Here is a 16045-nt window from a genome sequence, read left to right as displayed (position 1 = left end):
GGAGAGGGCCCTTTCTTCTCAATACTGATTCCGGGTCTTTTTGCGCAGCTTGCGCCAGATGTTGAAGCAGGCCAGCGCCACCATGGCAAGCAGCAGCATCAGGAACACAACGCCGCTGCCGCCCTCATTGTAGCTCTTCATCTCGCTCCACTTTACGTCGAGCTCGTTGTTGACCTCATCGCTCAGGGCGGTGAACACCTTTTCCTTGGCTTCCACTTCCTCAGAGGGGTATGCGATCTCGCTGTACTTCAGGTCCTCGTCCAGGATATCCCACACCTTCTGCATGGGGGTGGTATAGCCGATATACTCCGCATTGGCCTTTCCGATGTCCGGCTCGCACATGAAGTTGATGAACATCTCCGCAGCTTCCTTGTGCTCACTGGTGGCAGGCACCGCCATGCAGTCCACCGACAGCACACTGCCCTCCTCCGGGAACACCCAGGCCAGATCCGGGTTATCATCGATCATGGTGATGGCATCGCCGGAGTAATACACGCCGATGGCTGCCTCGCCGCCGATCATCTTATCAAAGATCTCATCCATAACGTAGGCCTGCACCAGCGGTTTTTGCGCTTTCAGGGTCTCCACCACCTCGTCCACCTCTTCCGGGGTCTCGGGGTTGATGCTGGTACCGTTCTTGAACGCCGCAATGGCGTAGGCATCACGGCTGTTGTTGAACATCAGGATGTTGCCCGCGTACTGCTCGTCCCACAGGTCAGCCCATTTGGTGGGGGCATTCTCCACCATGGTGGTGTTGTAGATGATGCCGGTGGTACAGAGCATATAGGGCACGGTATAGGCGTTGGTGGGGTCATAATCCGGATCACGGTAGACCGCATCGATGTTCTGGGAGTTGGGGATGTTGCTGTAATCCAGCGGTGCAAGCATCCCCTCGGCGATCATCTTTGCCACCATGTAATCCGAAGGGATGACCACATCGTAGTTGGCCGCACCGGATTTCAGTTTGGCGTACATGGATTCGTTGGAATCAAAGGTGGTGTAGTTGACCTTGATGCCGGTAAGCTTCTCGAAGGCGGCCACCACATCCACGCTGTCATCGGAGCCGTTGGAGATGTATTCGCCCCAGTTGTAAACGTTCAGGGTGAGATTCTGGCCCTGAAAGCGGGTCCAATCGTAATCGTCCGAGACCGAAACGTCCTCGGTCACCTCAATGGTTCCGGCGGCAAAAGCGGGCGCAGCACAGCAGAACGCCATAGCCAGCGTCAGCAGCAAAACAGCAAAACGTTTCATTTTACGTCCTCCCCTCTCAGTGCCTTCTGATCCCGGCGGTACTCCCGGCTCTCCATGGCATTGGAGATGAGGATGATGGTCAGGATCACCACAAACATGATGGTGGACAGAGCGTAGATCTCCGGGCTGACCTTTTTTCGGGTCATGGAATAGATGGCAATGGGCAGGGTCTCCACCGTGCCGCAGTTGAAATAGGAGATCATAAAATCATCGATGGAGTAGGTCAGGCAGATGAGGAAGGCCGACAGGATGGCCGGGCTGATCTCAGGCAGGATGACTTTGAAGAACGCCTGCCTGGGGTCGCAGCCCAGATCCAGAGCTGCCTCATACAGCTTGATGTCCAGCTGCTTGAGCTTGGGGGTCACGTTGAAGATGACATAGGGCACATTGAAGGCGATATGCGCGATCAGCAGCGTGGGCATTCCCATGATGGTGTCGGGCAGCCAGGAGACTCCCTCGGCAAAGCGCTGGTAAGCCACAAACAGCAGCATCAGGGAAATACCGGTGATGATTTCCGGGTTGACCACCGGGATATAGGTGATGTTGGTGATCACCAGGCGGCTCTTGCGGCTCATGGACGCAATGCCCAGCGAGGCCGCCGTGCCCAGAACCGTTGCAATGACCGCAGAGATGAGGGCCACCTCCAGTGAGACGCGCAAAGCGCTCAGGATGGCAGAGTTATGGAGCAGGCTGGTGTACCACTTGAGGGTAAAGCCTGTGAACAGTGCGTAGCCCTTGCTTTGGTTGAAGCTGAACACGATCATATAGGCAATGGGCAGGTACATGAAGCAGAAAAAGAGGATGACGTAGGCCCGCTGCATCAGGCGCAGATGTTTCGTTTTCATCAGGACACGCCCTCCATTTCATCTTCATCAAAGCTGGATGTGAAGCTCATGCAGAGCAGGACGATGATCATCAGCACAAGGCTCATGGCCGAGCCGACGTTCAGGTTGTAGCTGTTGCCCAGGAACTGCATCTCGATCAGGTCGCCGATCATCAGGTTGGAGCCGCCGCCCAGCATACGGCTGATGACAAAGGTAGACACCGCCGGAACGAACACCATGGTGATGCCGGTGCTGATGCCGGGCACGCTCATGGGGATGAGCACCCGGAAAAGGGTCTGGGTGGTGGAGGCTCCCAGATCCTGTGCCGCTTCCACCAGGCTCTGATCGATCTTGGTCATACTGGTGTAGAGGGGCAGGATCATGTAGGGCACATAGTTATACACCATGCCCAGCACTACCGCGCCGGAGGTGTTCAGCATGGTATAGGGGCCCAGGCCAAAAAAGCCCAGCACCGCGTTCACAGGGCCGTTGATGCTCAGCAGGCCCATCCAGGCATAGGTACGGAGCAGGAAGTTCATCCACATGGGCAGCATGACCAGCATCAGCATGATATGCTGCTTGTTCACCCGCAGGCGGGACAGGAAATAGCCCACCGGAAATGCAATGATCAAGCAGATCACGGTAGCCACAAGGGCCAGCAGCAGGCTGCGGGCAAACACGGAGCCGTAGCCGCTGACGCTGGTCAGATTGGCAATGGTGAAATTGCCGCTGCCATCGGTCAGGGCATAATAAACCACGATGATCAGCGGAACCACCGTGAACAGCACCATCCAGATAAAATAAGGATAGGCCAGCTTCTTATCGTAAATTTTCATCATTTCCCATTCAGCCCTCCGAACGTGCCATGATATGGATCTCGTTGGGGCCGATGCGCATACCAATGGTTTCACCGGGGGTGCAGGCGCGGGTGGAGTGGATCAGCCACTCACGGCCCTCGCACTCAACGTGCATCTCAAAGTGAACGCCCTTGAAGATGACATCATTGACCACGCCCACCAGCTGACCCTCCACGGGACTGACCACTTCAATGTCCTCGGGGCGGACCACCACCTGAACGCTCTGTTCCCGGGCAAAGCCGCGGTCCACGCAGGGGAACTGCACACCCGAGAAGGAGACCAGGAAGTCGCGGTGCATCACGCCGTCCACAATGTTGGAATCGCCGATAAAATCCGCCACAAAGGCATTTTTAGGCTCGTTGTAGATATCCTCGGGGGTACCGATCTGCTGCACCTTGCCGCCGTTCATCACAACGACGGTATCGGACATGGTCAGGGCCTCTTCCTGATCGTGGGTAACATAAATAAAGGTGATGTTCATCTCACGCTGCAGGCGCTTGAGCTCCAGCTGCATCTCCTTGCGGAGCTTGAGGTCCAGTGCACCCAGAGGCTCGTCCAGCAGCAGGATCTCAGGCTCGTTGACCAGACTGCGGGCAATGGCAACACGCTGCTGCTGGCCGCCGGACATCTGGCCGATGCTGCGGCGCTCAAAGCCTTTCAGGCCGACCACCTCCAGCATATCGCGCACCTTGCGGCGGATGGTCTCTTCGTCCATCTTCTTCAGGCGCAGGCCAAAGGCCACATTCTCAAACACGTTCAGGTGCGGGAACAGCGCGTACTTCTGGAACACGGTATTCACCGGACGCTTATAGGGGGGCACACCGGTAATATCCTGGCCCTTCAGCAGCACCTGACCCGCGTTGGGTTCCAGGAAGCCTGCGATCAGGCGCAGGGTGGTGGTCTTGCCGCAGCCGGAAGAACCCAGCAGCGTTACGAACTCTTTGTCATGGATGTCCAGGTTCAGCCCATCCAGAATGCGCTGACCGTCAAATTCCACCACGATATCGCGCAGTGAAACGATCACCGAGTTGTCCATTTTTTACTTTTCCTCCTTAAACTCAGATACGAAAAAAGACAGGGCATCCACCCCATCCTTCGTACCAGGGCGACCCAGCCCCGCACAACATCCATGACATCCGTAATATTGTGCAGTTATTCTGCCCTGTCATCGCCTATCATAAACAATCCGAACTGAAATGTCAATCACTCTGTCGAGGTTTGCCGAAACTTTACATCCGGCGCAAAAAAATCCCGCGCTGTACCAAGAATTCGCACAGCGCGGGAGTGAAACGTTTTATTCTGCTTTCAGCTGATCCGCGGGGTACAAAAGCGCACTCACCACACTGGCATCCACCGTATAAACGGAGCTGTCGCCTTCCACCATCAGGTAACAGCCGTCTGTCCCCATGGCATAGGCCAGATTTATTGCGCCATCGGCTGTGGTGACCTCTGCTGTGACCAGCGGGGCCTCAAAACCATACGCCGCCGGGTCGGCATCTGTTGCCTGTGCCGAGACATAGGCACAGAGCGCCGAGAGGATAGCATCCACCATTGTCTCGTCGAGTTCTGCGGCGGTATCCCCCGCCAGCCGCCAGACAGTCTGGTAGGCGTTGCTGTCACTCTCTGCTGCAGGCTCCGAGTTTGCTTTCAGGGTCACGGTCTCGCCATCGGCCAGCGTATAGGAGACGGCTTCGATCTCCGAGGCCGTCAGCCCCGCCGGGTTGAAGGCACCGAATAGCTCCGCCCTGGTCAACTCAAAGCAGGCGGCTTTGGTCCCCGATACCGTATAAATAACATCGCTGTTATTCTTGCAGACATAGAGATCCCCTGTCATGGTATTGCTGGCCCCGAAGGTATAGGTGTTCGTTTCGCCCGCTGCCGTCACCTCTATGGTCAGCGCAGGCTCCGCAAAGCCGTAGTCCTCCCCTGCCTGCGGGCTCAGCTCCCGCTTTGCATTCAAAGAGGAAAGCGCGGTGAGCATCGTGTTGCAGGCAGAGGTGTCCAGATGGTAAGCGGGATCTTCGGCCAGCGTCCAGCCGTCGGCGGTATAGAGCAGGGTGTTCGTCTCGCCCTGATAGTGGAGCACGATCTGCGTCAGGTCATTGCCCGAAACTGCCGCCAGCGAAATGGTTCCATCTGCGGCCGCACTGGCAGCCTGTTCTTCCCGGGCATTCCGCAGCGTCAGCAGGACAAACACGCCGCCTGCCAGCAGGATGAGGAAAAGCAGCACCCCGAGGGTGCGCCGTTTTGCTTTCATGGACAGGTCCTCACTTTCTGCGCCGCAGCACGACCACCACGGCACCCACAGCCAGCAGGGCCGCAGGCAGAACGATGACAAAGAGCAGGCCCAGCGTAGAGGCGGCAATGCTGGGCACTTCCAACGGAGCTGCTTCCAGTGCCTTGCTGTCGATGAGGACAGCGCTCTCCTGCCCGGCCAGCGAAGCCGCACACCCCTGCAGGAAGGTCACATTGCCCGGGATGACCTGATAGATGCCCTCATTGTCCATATTGCCGCAGTTGACCCAGATGACCTGGGCACCCGTGTCCTCATTGCGGGCGTATGCTGCCAGCGTGAAGGGACCGGCAATGTCGCCGTCCGCCTTCTCGGTGGTGGTCATCTCGTAGCCTTCCGGTTTGCTGTAAGCACTGTCCGAGCTGACCAGAAGGGCATCCGAGACCACATGCTCTGTCTCGGTCAGGGTGATGCCCTGTGCCATCTGCAGCAGAACTCTGCGGCTGGTGTTCACACCGTCCAGCGCGGTGGATTCCTCTGTACTGGCATAATCCGGCAGCAGGTAAAGGGCCGGGTAGCCATTGAGGTAGTGGTTGGTGTCGCCCTCCACCACAAGGCCCTCGGTGCGGGTCAGGCCGAACTCGGCCATCACAGCATCCAGATTGGGGGTACTATAATAGGAATCCGTCAGCAGCAGCACGCGGCCTCCGTTGCTCAGGTAGCTGCGCAGCTGGCCCAGCTCATCCACCAGACTGCCTGCGCCGGAAAAGTCCTGCGCCGGATCGTTGATGACAAGCAGGTCACAGTCCTCGGGGATGGTCTGGGAGAGCAGGTCAAGTGCCGAGACGGTCAGGTTCTGGCTTTCCAGCGCATCGGTCAGGGTGGAAGTCAGCGCCTGCTCGCCGTGGTTGGTGGTGTAGTACACACGGCGGCTCTCTCCGCTGGTCAGCTGGTAGATGGCAGAGGTGATCTTGCTTTCACCGTCAAAGGTCACGTTGGCCGCGCCGGTGGTGGCATAATCGCTGTAATCGTAGTCGTAAAGCTCTGCGGCATCCAGCACCTTGCTCTGTTCCCCGCAGACCAGGATCAGCCCACCGGAGGTCAGATCCTGTGCGCCGTACTGGGCCGCAAAGGTCGGGTAGACTGCCGGATCTTTCAGCTCCCAGGTGATATGGCTGCTCTGGGCGGCGTATTTGTCCAGCAGCTTGGAGATGATCTGGTCCTCATTGCCGGTCTGGGCCAGATAGTAAATGGTCACATCCTGCGTCAGATCGTCGGCCACCTGTCTGGAGCTCTCGCTCAGGGTGTAGAGCCCAGCCTCGGAGAGATCGAACTCGGTATATCTGGAAGGAATGGCCCGGACAATGAGATTGACCAGCACAGCCAGCACGATCACAGCCGCGGCAATGGCTGTCGACCACACCCCGCTGCGGAACACCCGCCCGTCACCCGAGGAGCTATGCTTTGCAAAAAGCTTCATCTGTGTTCCCTCCTCTCAGTTCCAGCGGCGCTTCTCCATGTCCTGCGCCGTAAGGAACAGGAACACTGCCGTCACAGTCAGATAATAGACCACGGCAGGGATGGAGAAGCTGTTGTTGACAAAATCCTCAAAGGGTGTAAACAGGCACAGGGCACTCAGCACAGCGCTGAAAGCCTCGGTAAGCCATGCACTGCGGAGCAGAAACAGCCCCGTCAGGCCCAGGCAGAGCGCCGCAAAGGTCAGGCACCCCAGCACAAAACTGCGGGTGCGCAGACCGGCCGCCAGAGAAGCCGCGCCTGCGATCCCGGTGAACACTGCCAGCGCCACGGCGCTGCCCGCATTGAACATGCTGCGCAGGCTGGGCATCAGGTAGGCCAGCAGCAAGGCTGAAAAGCCCGCCACGGCGGCAATGATCTGGTTCTCGGTCAGGCCAGAGAGAAACTCACACAATGCAATGGCCGCACAGCCCAGCAAAAAGTAGCAGAGCAGCCCCGCAAGGTTTGCGATCAGAGCAGACACGGTGCTGCCCAGCGCCCAGAGGATGAAGATCATCACCGCATCCACGGCGCAGGGCAGAGCGAACACAGCCGCCATGGCAAAGAACTTGCCCAGCACGATGCCCCACACTGAAACCGGGCTGGTGAGCAGCAGCTGGTCGGTGCGGCTGTGGCGCTCCTCAGCCAGTGAGCGCATCGCCAGCACCGGGATATAGAGCAGCAGCATGAAAATGGTCTGGTAGAGGGTGTAATAACTGAAATCGGTCAGGCCGTAGATCAGGCACCGGGCCAGAAAATACAGGCCGGAACTCGCCACCAGAAACGCCGTGAGAACGTACCCCAGCATCCCGTGAAAGAAGCTGCGGAATTCCCGCTTGAAAATAGCTGTCATTCTGCTTCCTCCTCTCCGGTTGCTTCTTCCGGTTCACCGTCGGTCAGTTCCAGAAACACCTCTTCCAGGCTCTTGCCATCGGCGGTCAGCTCCTCCAGACTGCCTGCTGCCGCCAGATGCCCTTTGGAAAGGATCAGGATCTGTTGGCAGACTGCCTGCACCTCACTGAGGATATGGCTGGACAGGATGACCGTATGTGCCCGACCCAGCTCCCGGATGAGCTTGCGGATCTCGATGACCTGTGCCGGGTCCAGGCCGACCGTCGGCTCGTCCAGAATGATGAGCCTGGGACTGCCCAGCAATGCCTGTGCAATGCCCACCCGCTGCTTGTAGCCCTTGGAAAGGCTGCGGATGAGCCGGGGCAGAACGGCTTCCAGCCCGGTACGGCGGGCAGCCCTGCACACCTGCTCCTTCCGTTCCGCCTTTTTCACACCCTTCAGCTCGGCGGCAAAGGTCAGGTACTCCTGCACCGTCATTTCCGGGTAAAGGGGCGGCTGTTCGGGCAGATAGCCCACACAGGCCTTGGCGGCATCGGCCTCCTCGGGCAGAGGGTGCCCTGCCACCGTCACCTGCCCACTGGTGGCAGAGAGGTAGCCGGTGAGGATGTTCATAATGGTGGATTTGCCCGCGCCGTTGGGCCCCAGCAGACCACAGATCTGGCCATCTGCCACGGTAAACGAGACATCGTCCACGGCAAGATGATTGCCATACTGTTTGGTGAGATGAGAAACTTCGATCACGTTCACAACGCTCCTTTCTAAGGCAGCGCAAAGCGCTTTTTGAAGATACTGGTTTATTTTAGTCCGGAAATGTGTTCAAAATAAGGGAACGGCGTGTAAATTACAGAAAGAGAGCTTTTGTGCGGCATAACAACAAAAAACGCCGTCTCCCAAAGGAGACGGCGCTGAAAAGACCAGTAATTACTTACGGCCGAAACGCTTGTTGAAGCGCTCAACACGTCCGCCGGTGTCAACCAGCTTCTGCTTACCAGTGTAGAAGGGATGGCACTTGGAGCAAACTTCGACGTGGATCTCGGGCTTGGTAGAACGAGTCTTAATGACGTTGCCGCAAGCACAAGTGATGGTGCAGTCAACGTAGTTCGGATGGATACCCTGTTTCATTCTTTTTCACCTCATTTCTGGTTCTGACTTATTGGGGCCATATTATAAATGTATGTGCCCATCACAACCTTCAATATCGGCTACCCCCGCGAGCGGCCTTGGAAACGATTGCCTTAATATTATAGCACAGATCTCAGAAAAAGCAAGAGGAAATTTCAGCTTTTTTCGTGTCGTTTTTATACGGACTGTACTATGGAATTTTGTATTAAGTTGATTTTCATTCAACCTTATGCAAGCAGCGAAGATACTCTCTGTTATATCCCTTTGCTTTTCCACGCATTCCCGTTTATTTTTAGTTTTTTCACGGAATTGCGACCTACATATTATACCACGCCCAGCCCAAAAAGAAAACCCCGCAGTTCCCGACTTCTTGACAAGCCAGCTGCTTCTGATTACAATACGAAAAAAGAGTTCGCAGACGTTCTCTTTGCATATTTCAGCCATCAGCTCCGGGAAAGGATTTTTATGGAACCAAAAACAAAACAATATCTGCTCATAACTGTTGTAGGAGTTACGCTTTTTGTGGCGCTGCTGCGGCTTTCTTCCGTTCTGACCTTTGCAGCACAGCTGGTAGACCTGGTACTGCCCATTCTGGCAGGCGGCATCCTGGCACTATTTATCAATGTGCCTATGACCGGGCTGGAAAAACGGCTGAAACGCCTGTTCTGCAAGGCCAAAAGACAGCCCTCGGATAAAGTACTCCATCTCCTGAGCTTCTTCATCACCCTGCTGGGTGTTGTGCTGGTGTTGGTGCTGGCGCTGACATTGCTGATCCCGGAGCTGGTGCAGTCTTTTCACAGTCTCTATGTACAGATCGAAGCAAACATCCCCCGCTGGACCGCCTATCTCAGCGCACAGGATGCCGACATGGGGTGGCTGATGAGCTGGCTGGAGGGCATCGACTGGGAGCAGCTGCTTCACAGGGTTACAGACAGCATCGATACCGTGCTGGTCAATGCGGTAGGTGCCGTATCTGCCACGGTAAATATCGTGGTGACCGCATCCTTTGCCCTGATCATCTCTGTTTATATGTCCGTTGGCTCGGAGAGTCTCTGCCACCACGCCCGCACATTGGTCTGTGCCTACCTGAAGCCCAGCCACTCCGCCTGGCTGCTGAAGTTCTGCCGACTGTTCCGGCAATCCTTTGCAAACTTTCTGACAGGGCAATGCAGTGAGGCCGTGATCCTTGGCGTTCTCATGGCTCTTGCGTTTTCCGTTTTCAAGATTCCCTACGGCAGCCTGGTGGGAATGCTGACCGCCATCTGCGCCATCATCCCCTACGTCGGAGCGCTGATCTCCTGCGTGGTCAGCGTGTTCCTCGTGCTGTTGGTGGATCCCGTTCTGGCCGTACGCTGTCTCATTGTTTACCTTGCCGTACAGTTTATTGAAAACCAGTTCATCTACCCCCGGGTGGTGGGAAAATCCGTGGGACTTTCTCCGCTGTACACCCTTGTGGCTGCTATGGTCGGCGGAGAGCTCTTTGGCATCATCGGCATCATCTTCTTTATCCCCCTGACGGCAGTGATCATTGAGCTTGTGAAGGAGGATGCCTGCCGACGCATACAGGCAAGAGAACCCCAGCGATCCGGGCCGTCTGAGTAAAGGTTTTCCCCCAGTGCCGCATCCAGAACCATCATCGTGGTGCGCCGCATCCGACTGCGAGACCTGCCGACTGTTCCGGTGCAGGTGCGGGATTGACATGCATACAAAAAATACCGCTGCTCTTGTGCATTTCCCCAAATGCAAGAGCAGCGGTATTTTATTGCGCCGCTTTTGTTTTCTTTTGCAGCGCTTCGTGCATATATCCCATCAAAATCAGGATCACCAGCAGATAATACGGAAAAATCGCGATCGTGGTGTGGTTTGCGATCACACCGAACAACGGCGGCATCAGGCAGTTGCCAATATAGGCGCTGGCCATCTGAACCCCAATGATCGCCTGTGACCTGTCCGCACCGAAGCGACCCGGCGTTGCATGAATGATGCTGGGATAGATTGGAGCACAGCCAAGACCAACCAGCAGCAGCCCTGTCAGTGTTACCGCTTCCCCAAGCGGCAGAAGAAACGCCGCTATCCCAATCGCGATGATCCCCTGCCCCATACGAACCATCTGGGTGTCATCGAATTTCATGGTCAGGAAACCGCACAACGCCCGTCCCACGGTGATGCCGACAAAGAAAAGACTGGCAAAGCCGGCGGCGGTCTCCGGCGCGATTCCCCTGTTCAGCACCAGATAACTGCTGGCCCACAGGCTGGTGGTCTGCTCCAGAGAACAGTAGCAGAAAAATGTGACCAGAACCTCTTTTACGCCGGAGATTCGGAAAATCTGTTTCAGGGTCAGCGCTTCTGCCGGGACTGCTTCCAGCTCCTCGGCATTCGCACCCGATTTCGTTTTCCAGAGCGGGAGGCTCAGCAGAATAATGATCGTCAGCACCATCTGCATCACACTGATGACCCGATACCCCGTCTGCCACCCGGCGCGGGAAGAAAGCGCCGCGCCCATGATGTAGGGCCCGACCGAGGCTCCGATCCCCCACATACAATGGAGCCAGCTCATGTGGCGGCTGGCAAAATGGAGCGCCACATAGTTGTTGAGTGCCGCATCCACGCTTCCAGCTCCAAGTCCATAAGGGATCGCCCACAGGCACATAGCCCAGAATGAGCTGCTGACAGAGAACCCGAACAGCGCTGCGGCGGTCATGGCAACGCTGATGGCCGTAACGCCGCCCGCTCCAAACCGACGAGTCATCCGGTCACTTTGCAGGCTGGAGAGCACCGTTCCCACTGATATGATGCAGAATATCACACCGGAATAGGAGACCGGAACCCCAAATCCCTGATAGATCGAAGGCCACGCTGCCCCCAACAGAGAATCCGGCAGGCCCAGACTGATAAAAGAAACATAGATCACCGCTAACAGCAGATGGATCATCTTGCATTCCTCCTTTTGGTCGATACAATTATATCACAACAGAAGAAATGCCATTAGGATAAATTCCTCAATTTTGTACAACAAAAACGTCAACATTGAAAGCACAGATTCATCATCGCACTTCCGTTCGGATCGTGAACCCATCCGGAAGGTTGGAAATTTCTTTTTTCAGGAACAATGGATAAAAAGTTTCATCCTTTAATTGAGCAATCTCTAACCATTTAAATATATGCGTATCGGTTCCCTCTGTTCGAGTGAACGTGTTTTGCCTTTCCAGCAGGTCAGCATCTGCGGTATCCATCAAAAAATAAATACATATCTCGTGATATCGGAGACCATCTGTATCTTTTGTGAAAAAAGATTGATTCAACCATAATGGCCGGGATATCTTCAGTGAAACACCAAGCTCTTCCCGAACTTCCCGTATCATCGCTTGTTCAGCCGTTTCCTCCATCATCACTCTACCCCCGGGCAGAGAGTAGTACTCTGACGGTTTGTCATGGGACATTGCCAAAATTCTTCCGTTAGAAATTATGATTGCACTCACTCTGTAATTGAACTTTTCATCGCCCATCTTAAAAGAGATATCCACTTTCCATCACGCTCCCACATTCATTCTTATTCGTACATCCGCCCCTATTTTACCAGCAATAAGAGAACATAGCAATTTCTTCAAACAAAAACGCCAGCGTACCATGTTTTCGTAACACGATACGCTGGTGTCTTATTGTTCTGCTGTTACCCAGCCTTCGGTGTGAGCCATCCTTTTACAGTGTCCACATCGACCTTGCTTGCTTTTGCAATCTGCTCAATCGATACACCCTGTTCATAAAGGCTCTGTGCCATCTCAACTGCCATTTCTTTTCGGCTTTCTACTCTCAGCTCTTCCATAGCCTTGCACATTTCGCTCAACATGCTTTCGGGGCGATCCAACTGCTTACAGTATCAACATCATAGCCAAGAAGGTCTGCGATTTCTTCTACGGAATTTCCCTTCCGACTGAGTTTCAAGGCAGTCTTTTTTGCCTGTTCCATTTTACCGATTTCTACGCCTTCAGCTTTTCCCTCGGCATAGCTTTCAACTCTCAATTCTTCCATAGCCTTGCACATGCTGCCCACTCCTTTCGGGTTTTCTTTCAAGTAGCGCGTTCGTTCTGCCATCAGGTCAAAGTTCATATCCTCTGCACTGGTACAATTGAAATCGTGCATCAGTCTTCCGATGTCCGAATCGCCACGGTACTCGCCATTCACATACAGAATATGAGTTCCGTCTTCAAATGGCTCTCCTAATGTCAGGTTCATGTTCTGAACGACATATACAGGTTTTCCGGCCTTATAGTAATCTTTTTCCGTGATAAAAATGACATAGGTATCCGGCAGTTCTCGGTAATCCTGATCCTTGTCCAGATTTTCTACATCCATCACACTGGAATGATATCTTGCCCGGTGTGGGTCAGCTCCATTGTCAGAGCGCTGAATCTCGATATCATATTTCTTGCCCGTGCTGTCGGTGGCATATGCATCCAGACAAATTGACCGTGCTCCAGTCACGCGCTTCAGGTCGGCCTGCGTTTCACATTTGGTCAGCGTCAGATCAGGTTTACCCACAATGATGCGGAGCACCAGTTCTGCCAATGGAATATTATCCTTGAACATCCCGCGCATAAACGTATCGTCGATAGGCCGGAACCCTCTCAATCGCTGAAGGTCTTCCTGATGATGCCGTTCACGCTTCTGTGCTTCGGTTTCCCGCAACTTCCCTCACCTCCTGTTTCTATTGTTTATTTTATCATAGAGCAGTCATTTTATCAACCTTCGTTCAACCACATTAGTTGACGCTAATATAGTTCTGTACCATCATGTGCGTCACATCCTCCGTGCGCTCAATTCCATTTTTGTACAAATGTTGCATGAACAACCTCAACGTCTGCTCGTAGCTTCCAATCGTCTTCATGCTCAGTCCCTTTAACTCGCACGCCTCCAGAAACATTTCTACATCTTTTTCCACCATAAAAAACCTCCGGAATCCATTCGGCTCCACACCCAATAAATTCCGGAGATTTATTGTCCTATCAACAATCAGTTTATCGCTACAGAATCCATAATTCTATAATTCCATAGCGATAAACATTTTTCACCATCCCAAAATCACCAGCTTTGCGCACAAAATATCACGTCGGCATGCACATCCATCACACTGCTCTCTGCCGCTTATCCAGCCGCATCTTGTCAGCGATCATCGCGATGAATTCGCTGTTGGTGGGCTTGCCCCGCAGGTTGTGGATGGTATAGCCGAAGTAGCTGTTGAGGGTATCCACATCGCCCCGGTCCCACGCCACCTCAATGGCATGGCGGATGGCGCGCTCCACGCGGCTGGCAGTGGTGCCGTTTTTCTTGGCAATTTCCGGGTAGAGGCGTTTTGTCACAGCGTTGATGTACTCCGGCTCGTTCATGGTGAGCAGGATGGCATCCCGCAGGAACTGGTAGCCTTTGATGTGGGCGGGAACACCGATCTGGTGCAGGATCTCAGTGACTGTCAGTTCATCGCTGTCCACGCTGGTGTGCAGGATGCGCTTTTCCTGCCCGGCAGCCACCTTCAGCACGCGGTTTGCCAGAACCGTCTCGTCAAAGGGCTTGACGAAGTAGTAAGCAAAGCCCTCGTCCAGCAGCTCCTGCACCATTTCCTCACTCTGGAACGCCCCCGTCACAAAGAAAGAGGTGTGACGCTCACCGGCTGCATTGTACTTCTGTTTCACGGCCAGCGCATCCAGCCCGGGCATAAAGGCATCCAGCAACACCACCTGGGGCCGCACTGCAAGCATTTTCTGCAGGACCTTCAGGCCGTCTTTTTCCACCACGGTCACCTCTACGCCCTTCTGCTCCAAAGCTTCACGACAGGCTGCCGTGATCTCTGCGCCAGTATCCGACATCAAAAATTTGATCTTGTCCATCGTTCATTCCTCCAATGTGTGCGGTTTTCCTTACGTTTCTTATTTTACCATAAATTCCCATGGATTTCAACTGTTATTTTTGCCATATTATGGAATCTTAAGTCGAATCAGCCTGTTTCGTTTTACCAAATCTGCTCATTTTTCCGCCGTTGCAACCTGTTCAGCCTGCTCCAGCATGGTCTGCGCGAAAATTCCATAGCCCCGTGTCGGATCGTTGACGAGAACATGGGTCACTGCACCGACCAGCCGCCCATTCTGCAAAATGGGACTGCCGCTCATCCCCTGCACAATGCCGCCGGTTCGGGTAAGCAGGGCTTTGTCCACCACCCGGACGACCATATTGCGGCGCAGGTCGGCATCGCCGATCTTTTCGATGCGGACATGGTAGGTACGGGGTGTTTCCCCGGCGACGGTAGCCAGGATCTGTGCATCCCCCGTCTCGACCTCCTGCGCAAATGCCACCGGCATGGTTTGCCCGGAAAAGCCTGTCCGTGTTGTGCCATAAACACCGTTTTCTCCATTGATTCGGATGCTGCCAATGGCGTGGGCGCTCAGGAATTTCCCCTTCAGCTCCCCTGGGCTGCCCACAGTGCCCATGCTGCACCCGGTGATCTCACACGGCACAATCTCCCCGCTGCGCAGAGCGATGCTTTCGCCGGTGTCGCCGTCGCTGATGGGATGCCCCAGCCCTGCAAAGACACCCTTTTCTGGATCCACAAAGGTCAGAGTGCCCACACCGGCGGAGGAATCCCGCACCCACATGCCTGCCCGCCACTGAGCGGCAGCAGCATCCCAGACAGGGGTCAGGGTGGTGCTGCGCTGTTCCCCGCTGCGGACATAGATGACCTCTGCGGCGCTTCCCCGGGCGGCTTCCAGCGCTTCCTTCACAGCGTCATTGTTTTCCGTGCTGATCTGTCCAATGCGGATTACGCGGTCTCCCAGGCGCAGTCCCGCTGCCTTTGCCGGGTTCACTGTGCTCCCGCCGGGGCTGTCGATATCGGAAAAGCCAACGATCAGTGCCCCCTCAGAGAACATTTTGACCCCGAACGGCGTACCGCAGACCGTGACCTGCGTGCGCTCCGTGACCACCGTGCGGATGTTCTTGATGGGAAGCCAGCCGCCCAGTGACAGAGTGGTCTGGTAACTGCCCACGACCTGGGTACTGGCCGCATTCTGGCTGCCGTGAAGTCCCATAGGTTCCACCCAGCCAAAGCGGGGCAAAAGCAAGGCCTGCCCGGGTTCCAGATAAACACGATCCGGCAGGCGGCTGTACAGCCAACCCAGCAGCAGAAACGGCAGCAGGAGCAGATATACTGCTGTCAGTCTCAGCAATCGGTATGCTCTGTTGCGTCGTTTCACGGCCCTGCCTCCCCGGTGATAATTTGTTCTAGTATGCACCGGGAAACCATTGAATATGAAACGAGGAAATTTCTATCAAAATCGCTTGACTTTCCAGGGGTAATGTGGTAGTATATTCAAGCAGTCCGCAACAACGGTTTCAAGCCTCAG

16 protein-coding genes and 1 pseudogene are annotated in these 16045 nt (G+C 55.0%); 1 reads left to right on the top strand and 16 read right to left on the bottom strand.

All coding sequences use genetic code 11. The features are described 5' to 3' along the window. Positions 1-18: 18 nt before the first annotated feature. The 9 genes and pseudogenes from P0G09_RS02870 to rpmE all read right to left on the bottom strand — a co-directional run bounded on the left by P0G09_RS02870 (position 19) and on the right by rpmE (position 8654). Complete coding sequence (locus P0G09_RS02870; RefSeq protein ID WP_005932819.1) at positions 19-1251, bottom strand: spermidine/putrescine ABC transporter substrate-binding protein; 1233 nt, start codon at positions 1249-1251, stop codon at positions 19-21. Further along, positions 1248-2096 (bottom strand): ABC transporter permease, encoded by an 849-nt coding sequence (locus tag P0G09_RS02865; protein ID WP_097771081.1) that lies wholly within the window; start codon positions 2094-2096, stop codon positions 1248-1250. The genes P0G09_RS02870 and P0G09_RS02865 overlap by 4 nt, the downstream gene beginning before the upstream one ends. After that, a complete protein-coding gene (locus P0G09_RS02860; RefSeq protein WP_097771254.1) occupies positions 2096-2911 on the bottom strand; it encodes an ABC transporter permease in 816 nt (271 codons plus the stop codon). Before P0G09_RS02860 ends, P0G09_RS02865 begins: the two co-directional genes overlap by 1 nt. 10 nt (positions 2912-2921) lie before the next feature. Further along, positions 2922-3968 carry a spermidine/putrescine ABC transporter ATP-binding protein gene (gene potA, locus P0G09_RS02855; protein ID WP_097771994.1) on the bottom strand — a complete coding sequence of 349 codons (1047 nt, stop codon included), beginning with the start codon at positions 3966-3968 and terminating at the stop codon, positions 2922-2924. 258 nt (positions 3969-4226) lie between these two features. Further along, complete coding sequence (locus P0G09_RS02850; RefSeq protein ID WP_275251867.1) at positions 4227-5189, bottom strand: DUF4340 domain-containing protein; 963 nt, start codon at positions 5187-5189, stop codon at positions 4227-4229. A 10-nt stretch (positions 5190-5199) separates the two neighbouring features. Next, positions 5200-6645, bottom strand: a complete 1446-nt coding sequence (locus tag P0G09_RS02845) for a GldG family protein (RefSeq protein ID WP_275251866.1) — start codon at positions 6643-6645, stop codon at positions 5200-5202. Between the two features lie 15 nt (positions 6646-6660). Beyond that, positions 6661-7533, bottom strand: a complete 873-nt coding sequence (locus P0G09_RS02840) for an ABC transporter permease (RefSeq protein WP_275251865.1) — start codon at positions 7531-7533, stop codon at positions 6661-6663. 86 nt (positions 7534-7619) lie between these two features. Further along, positions 7620-8273: pseudogene (locus P0G09_RS02835) on the bottom strand (ABC transporter ATP-binding protein); the annotation flags it as partial. A gap of 180 nt (positions 8274-8453) precedes the next feature. Then, positions 8454-8654 carry a 50S ribosomal protein L31 gene (gene rpmE / locus P0G09_RS02830; protein WP_005926533.1) on the bottom strand — a complete coding sequence of 67 codons (201 nt, stop codon included), beginning with the start codon at positions 8652-8654 and terminating at the stop codon, positions 8454-8456. 522 nt (positions 8655-9176) lie between these two features. On the opposite strand from rpmE, the gene P0G09_RS02825 reads away from it, so the two are divergent. Beyond that, the gene (locus P0G09_RS02825) at positions 9177-10256 is read left to right on the top strand and encodes an AI-2E family transporter (RefSeq protein ID WP_275251864.1); all 1080 of its coding nucleotides are present in this window, start codon (positions 9177-9179) and stop codon (positions 10254-10256) included. A 157-nt stretch (positions 10257-10413) separates the two neighbouring features. Here P0G09_RS02825 and P0G09_RS02820 read toward each other — a convergent pair whose 3' ends face one another. The 7 genes from P0G09_RS02820 to spoIVB all read right to left on the bottom strand — a co-directional run bounded on the left by P0G09_RS02820 (position 10414) and on the right by spoIVB (position 15895). After that, positions 10414-11586, bottom strand: a complete 1173-nt coding sequence (locus P0G09_RS02820) for an MFS transporter (RefSeq protein ID WP_275251863.1) — start codon at positions 11584-11586, stop codon at positions 10414-10416. Positions 11587-11698: 112 nt separating this feature from the next. Further along, a complete protein-coding gene (locus P0G09_RS02815) occupies positions 11699-12160 on the bottom strand; it encodes an NUDIX domain-containing protein (protein WP_275251862.1) in 462 nt (153 codons plus the stop codon). A 164-nt stretch (positions 12161-12324) separates the two neighbouring features. Beyond that, positions 12325-12477, bottom strand: coding sequence for a hypothetical protein (locus tag P0G09_RS02810; RefSeq protein ID WP_156061224.1), 153 nt, complete (start codon positions 12475-12477; stop codon positions 12325-12327). A gap of 17 nt (positions 12478-12494) precedes the next feature. Continuing rightward, on the bottom strand, positions 12495-13340 hold the full coding sequence (locus tag P0G09_RS02805; protein WP_275251861.1) for a PD-(D/E)XK nuclease family transposase: 846 nt from the start codon (positions 13338-13340) through the stop codon (positions 12495-12497). A 73-nt stretch (positions 13341-13413) separates the two neighbouring features. Continuing rightward, a complete protein-coding gene (locus P0G09_RS02800; protein ID WP_275251860.1) occupies positions 13414-13596 on the bottom strand; it encodes a site-specific integrase in 183 nt (60 codons plus the stop codon). Positions 13597-13777: 181 nt separating this feature from the next. After that, on the bottom strand, positions 13778-14536 hold the full coding sequence (gene spo0A / locus P0G09_RS02795) for a sporulation transcription factor Spo0A (protein ID WP_005932794.1): 759 nt from the start codon (positions 14534-14536) through the stop codon (positions 13778-13780). Between the two features lie 135 nt (positions 14537-14671). Then, on the bottom strand, positions 14672-15895 hold the full coding sequence (spoIVB, locus tag P0G09_RS02790) for a SpoIVB peptidase (protein WP_275251859.1): 1224 nt from the start codon (positions 15893-15895) through the stop codon (positions 14672-14674). Positions 15896-16045 lie beyond the last annotated feature (150 nt).

It is taken from the genome of Faecalibacterium sp. DFI.5.82, from assembly GCF_029076575.1.
Classification (GTDB): domain Bacteria; phylum Bacillota; class Clostridia; order Oscillospirales; family Ruminococcaceae; genus Faecalibacterium; species Faecalibacterium duncaniae.
The sequence above is the reverse complement of the archived record's forward strand: the minus strand, read 5'-3'. Positions and strand labels throughout refer to the sequence as shown.

Excerpts from the sequence above, each read along its gene's own strand:
- P0G09_RS02845 (WP_275251866.1), bottom strand. The coding sequence starts at position 6,645 with ATGAAGCTTTTTGCAAAGCATAGCTCCTCGGGTGACGGGCGGGTGTTC.
- P0G09_RS02840 (WP_275251865.1), bottom strand. The coding sequence starts at position 7,533 with ATGACAGCTATTTTCAAGCGGGAATTCCGCAGCTTCTTTCACGGGATG.
- P0G09_RS02870 (WP_005932819.1), bottom strand. The coding sequence starts at position 1,251 with ATGAAACGTTTTGCTGTTTTGCTGCTGACGCTGGCTATGGCGTTCTGC.
- P0G09_RS02865 (WP_097771081.1), bottom strand. The coding sequence starts at position 2,096 with ATGAAAACGAAACATCTGCGCCTGATGCAGCGGGCCTACGTCATCCTC.
- P0G09_RS02820 (WP_275251863.1), bottom strand. The coding sequence starts at position 11,586 with ATGATCCATCTGCTGTTAGCGGTGATCTATGTTTCTTTTATCAGTCTG.
- P0G09_RS02860 (WP_097771254.1), bottom strand. The coding sequence starts at position 2,911 with ATGAAAATTTACGATAAGAAGCTGGCCTATCCTTATTTTATCTGGATG.
- P0G09_RS02810 (WP_156061224.1), bottom strand. The coding sequence starts at position 12,477 with ATGGAAGAGCTGAGAGTAGAAAGCCGAAAAGAAATGGCAGTTGAGATG.
- P0G09_RS02815 (WP_275251862.1), bottom strand. The coding sequence starts at position 12,160 with ATGGGCGATGAAAAGTTCAATTACAGAGTGAGTGCAATCATAATTTCT.
- rpmE (WP_005926533.1), bottom strand. The coding sequence starts at position 8,654 with ATGAAACAGGGTATCCATCCGAACTACGTTGACTGCACCATCACTTGT.
- P0G09_RS02850 (WP_275251867.1), bottom strand. The coding sequence starts at position 5,189 with ATGAAAGCAAAACGGCGCACCCTCGGGGTGCTGCTTTTCCTCATCCTG.
- P0G09_RS02800 (WP_275251860.1), bottom strand. The coding sequence starts at position 13,596 with ATGGTGGAAAAAGATGTAGAAATGTTTCTGGAGGCGTGCGAGTTAAAG.
- spo0A (WP_005932794.1), bottom strand. The coding sequence starts at position 14,536 with ATGGACAAGATCAAATTTTTGATGTCGGATACTGGCGCAGAGATCACG.
- potA (WP_097771994.1), bottom strand. The coding sequence starts at position 3,968 with ATGGACAACTCGGTGATCGTTTCACTGCGCGATATCGTGGTGGAATTT.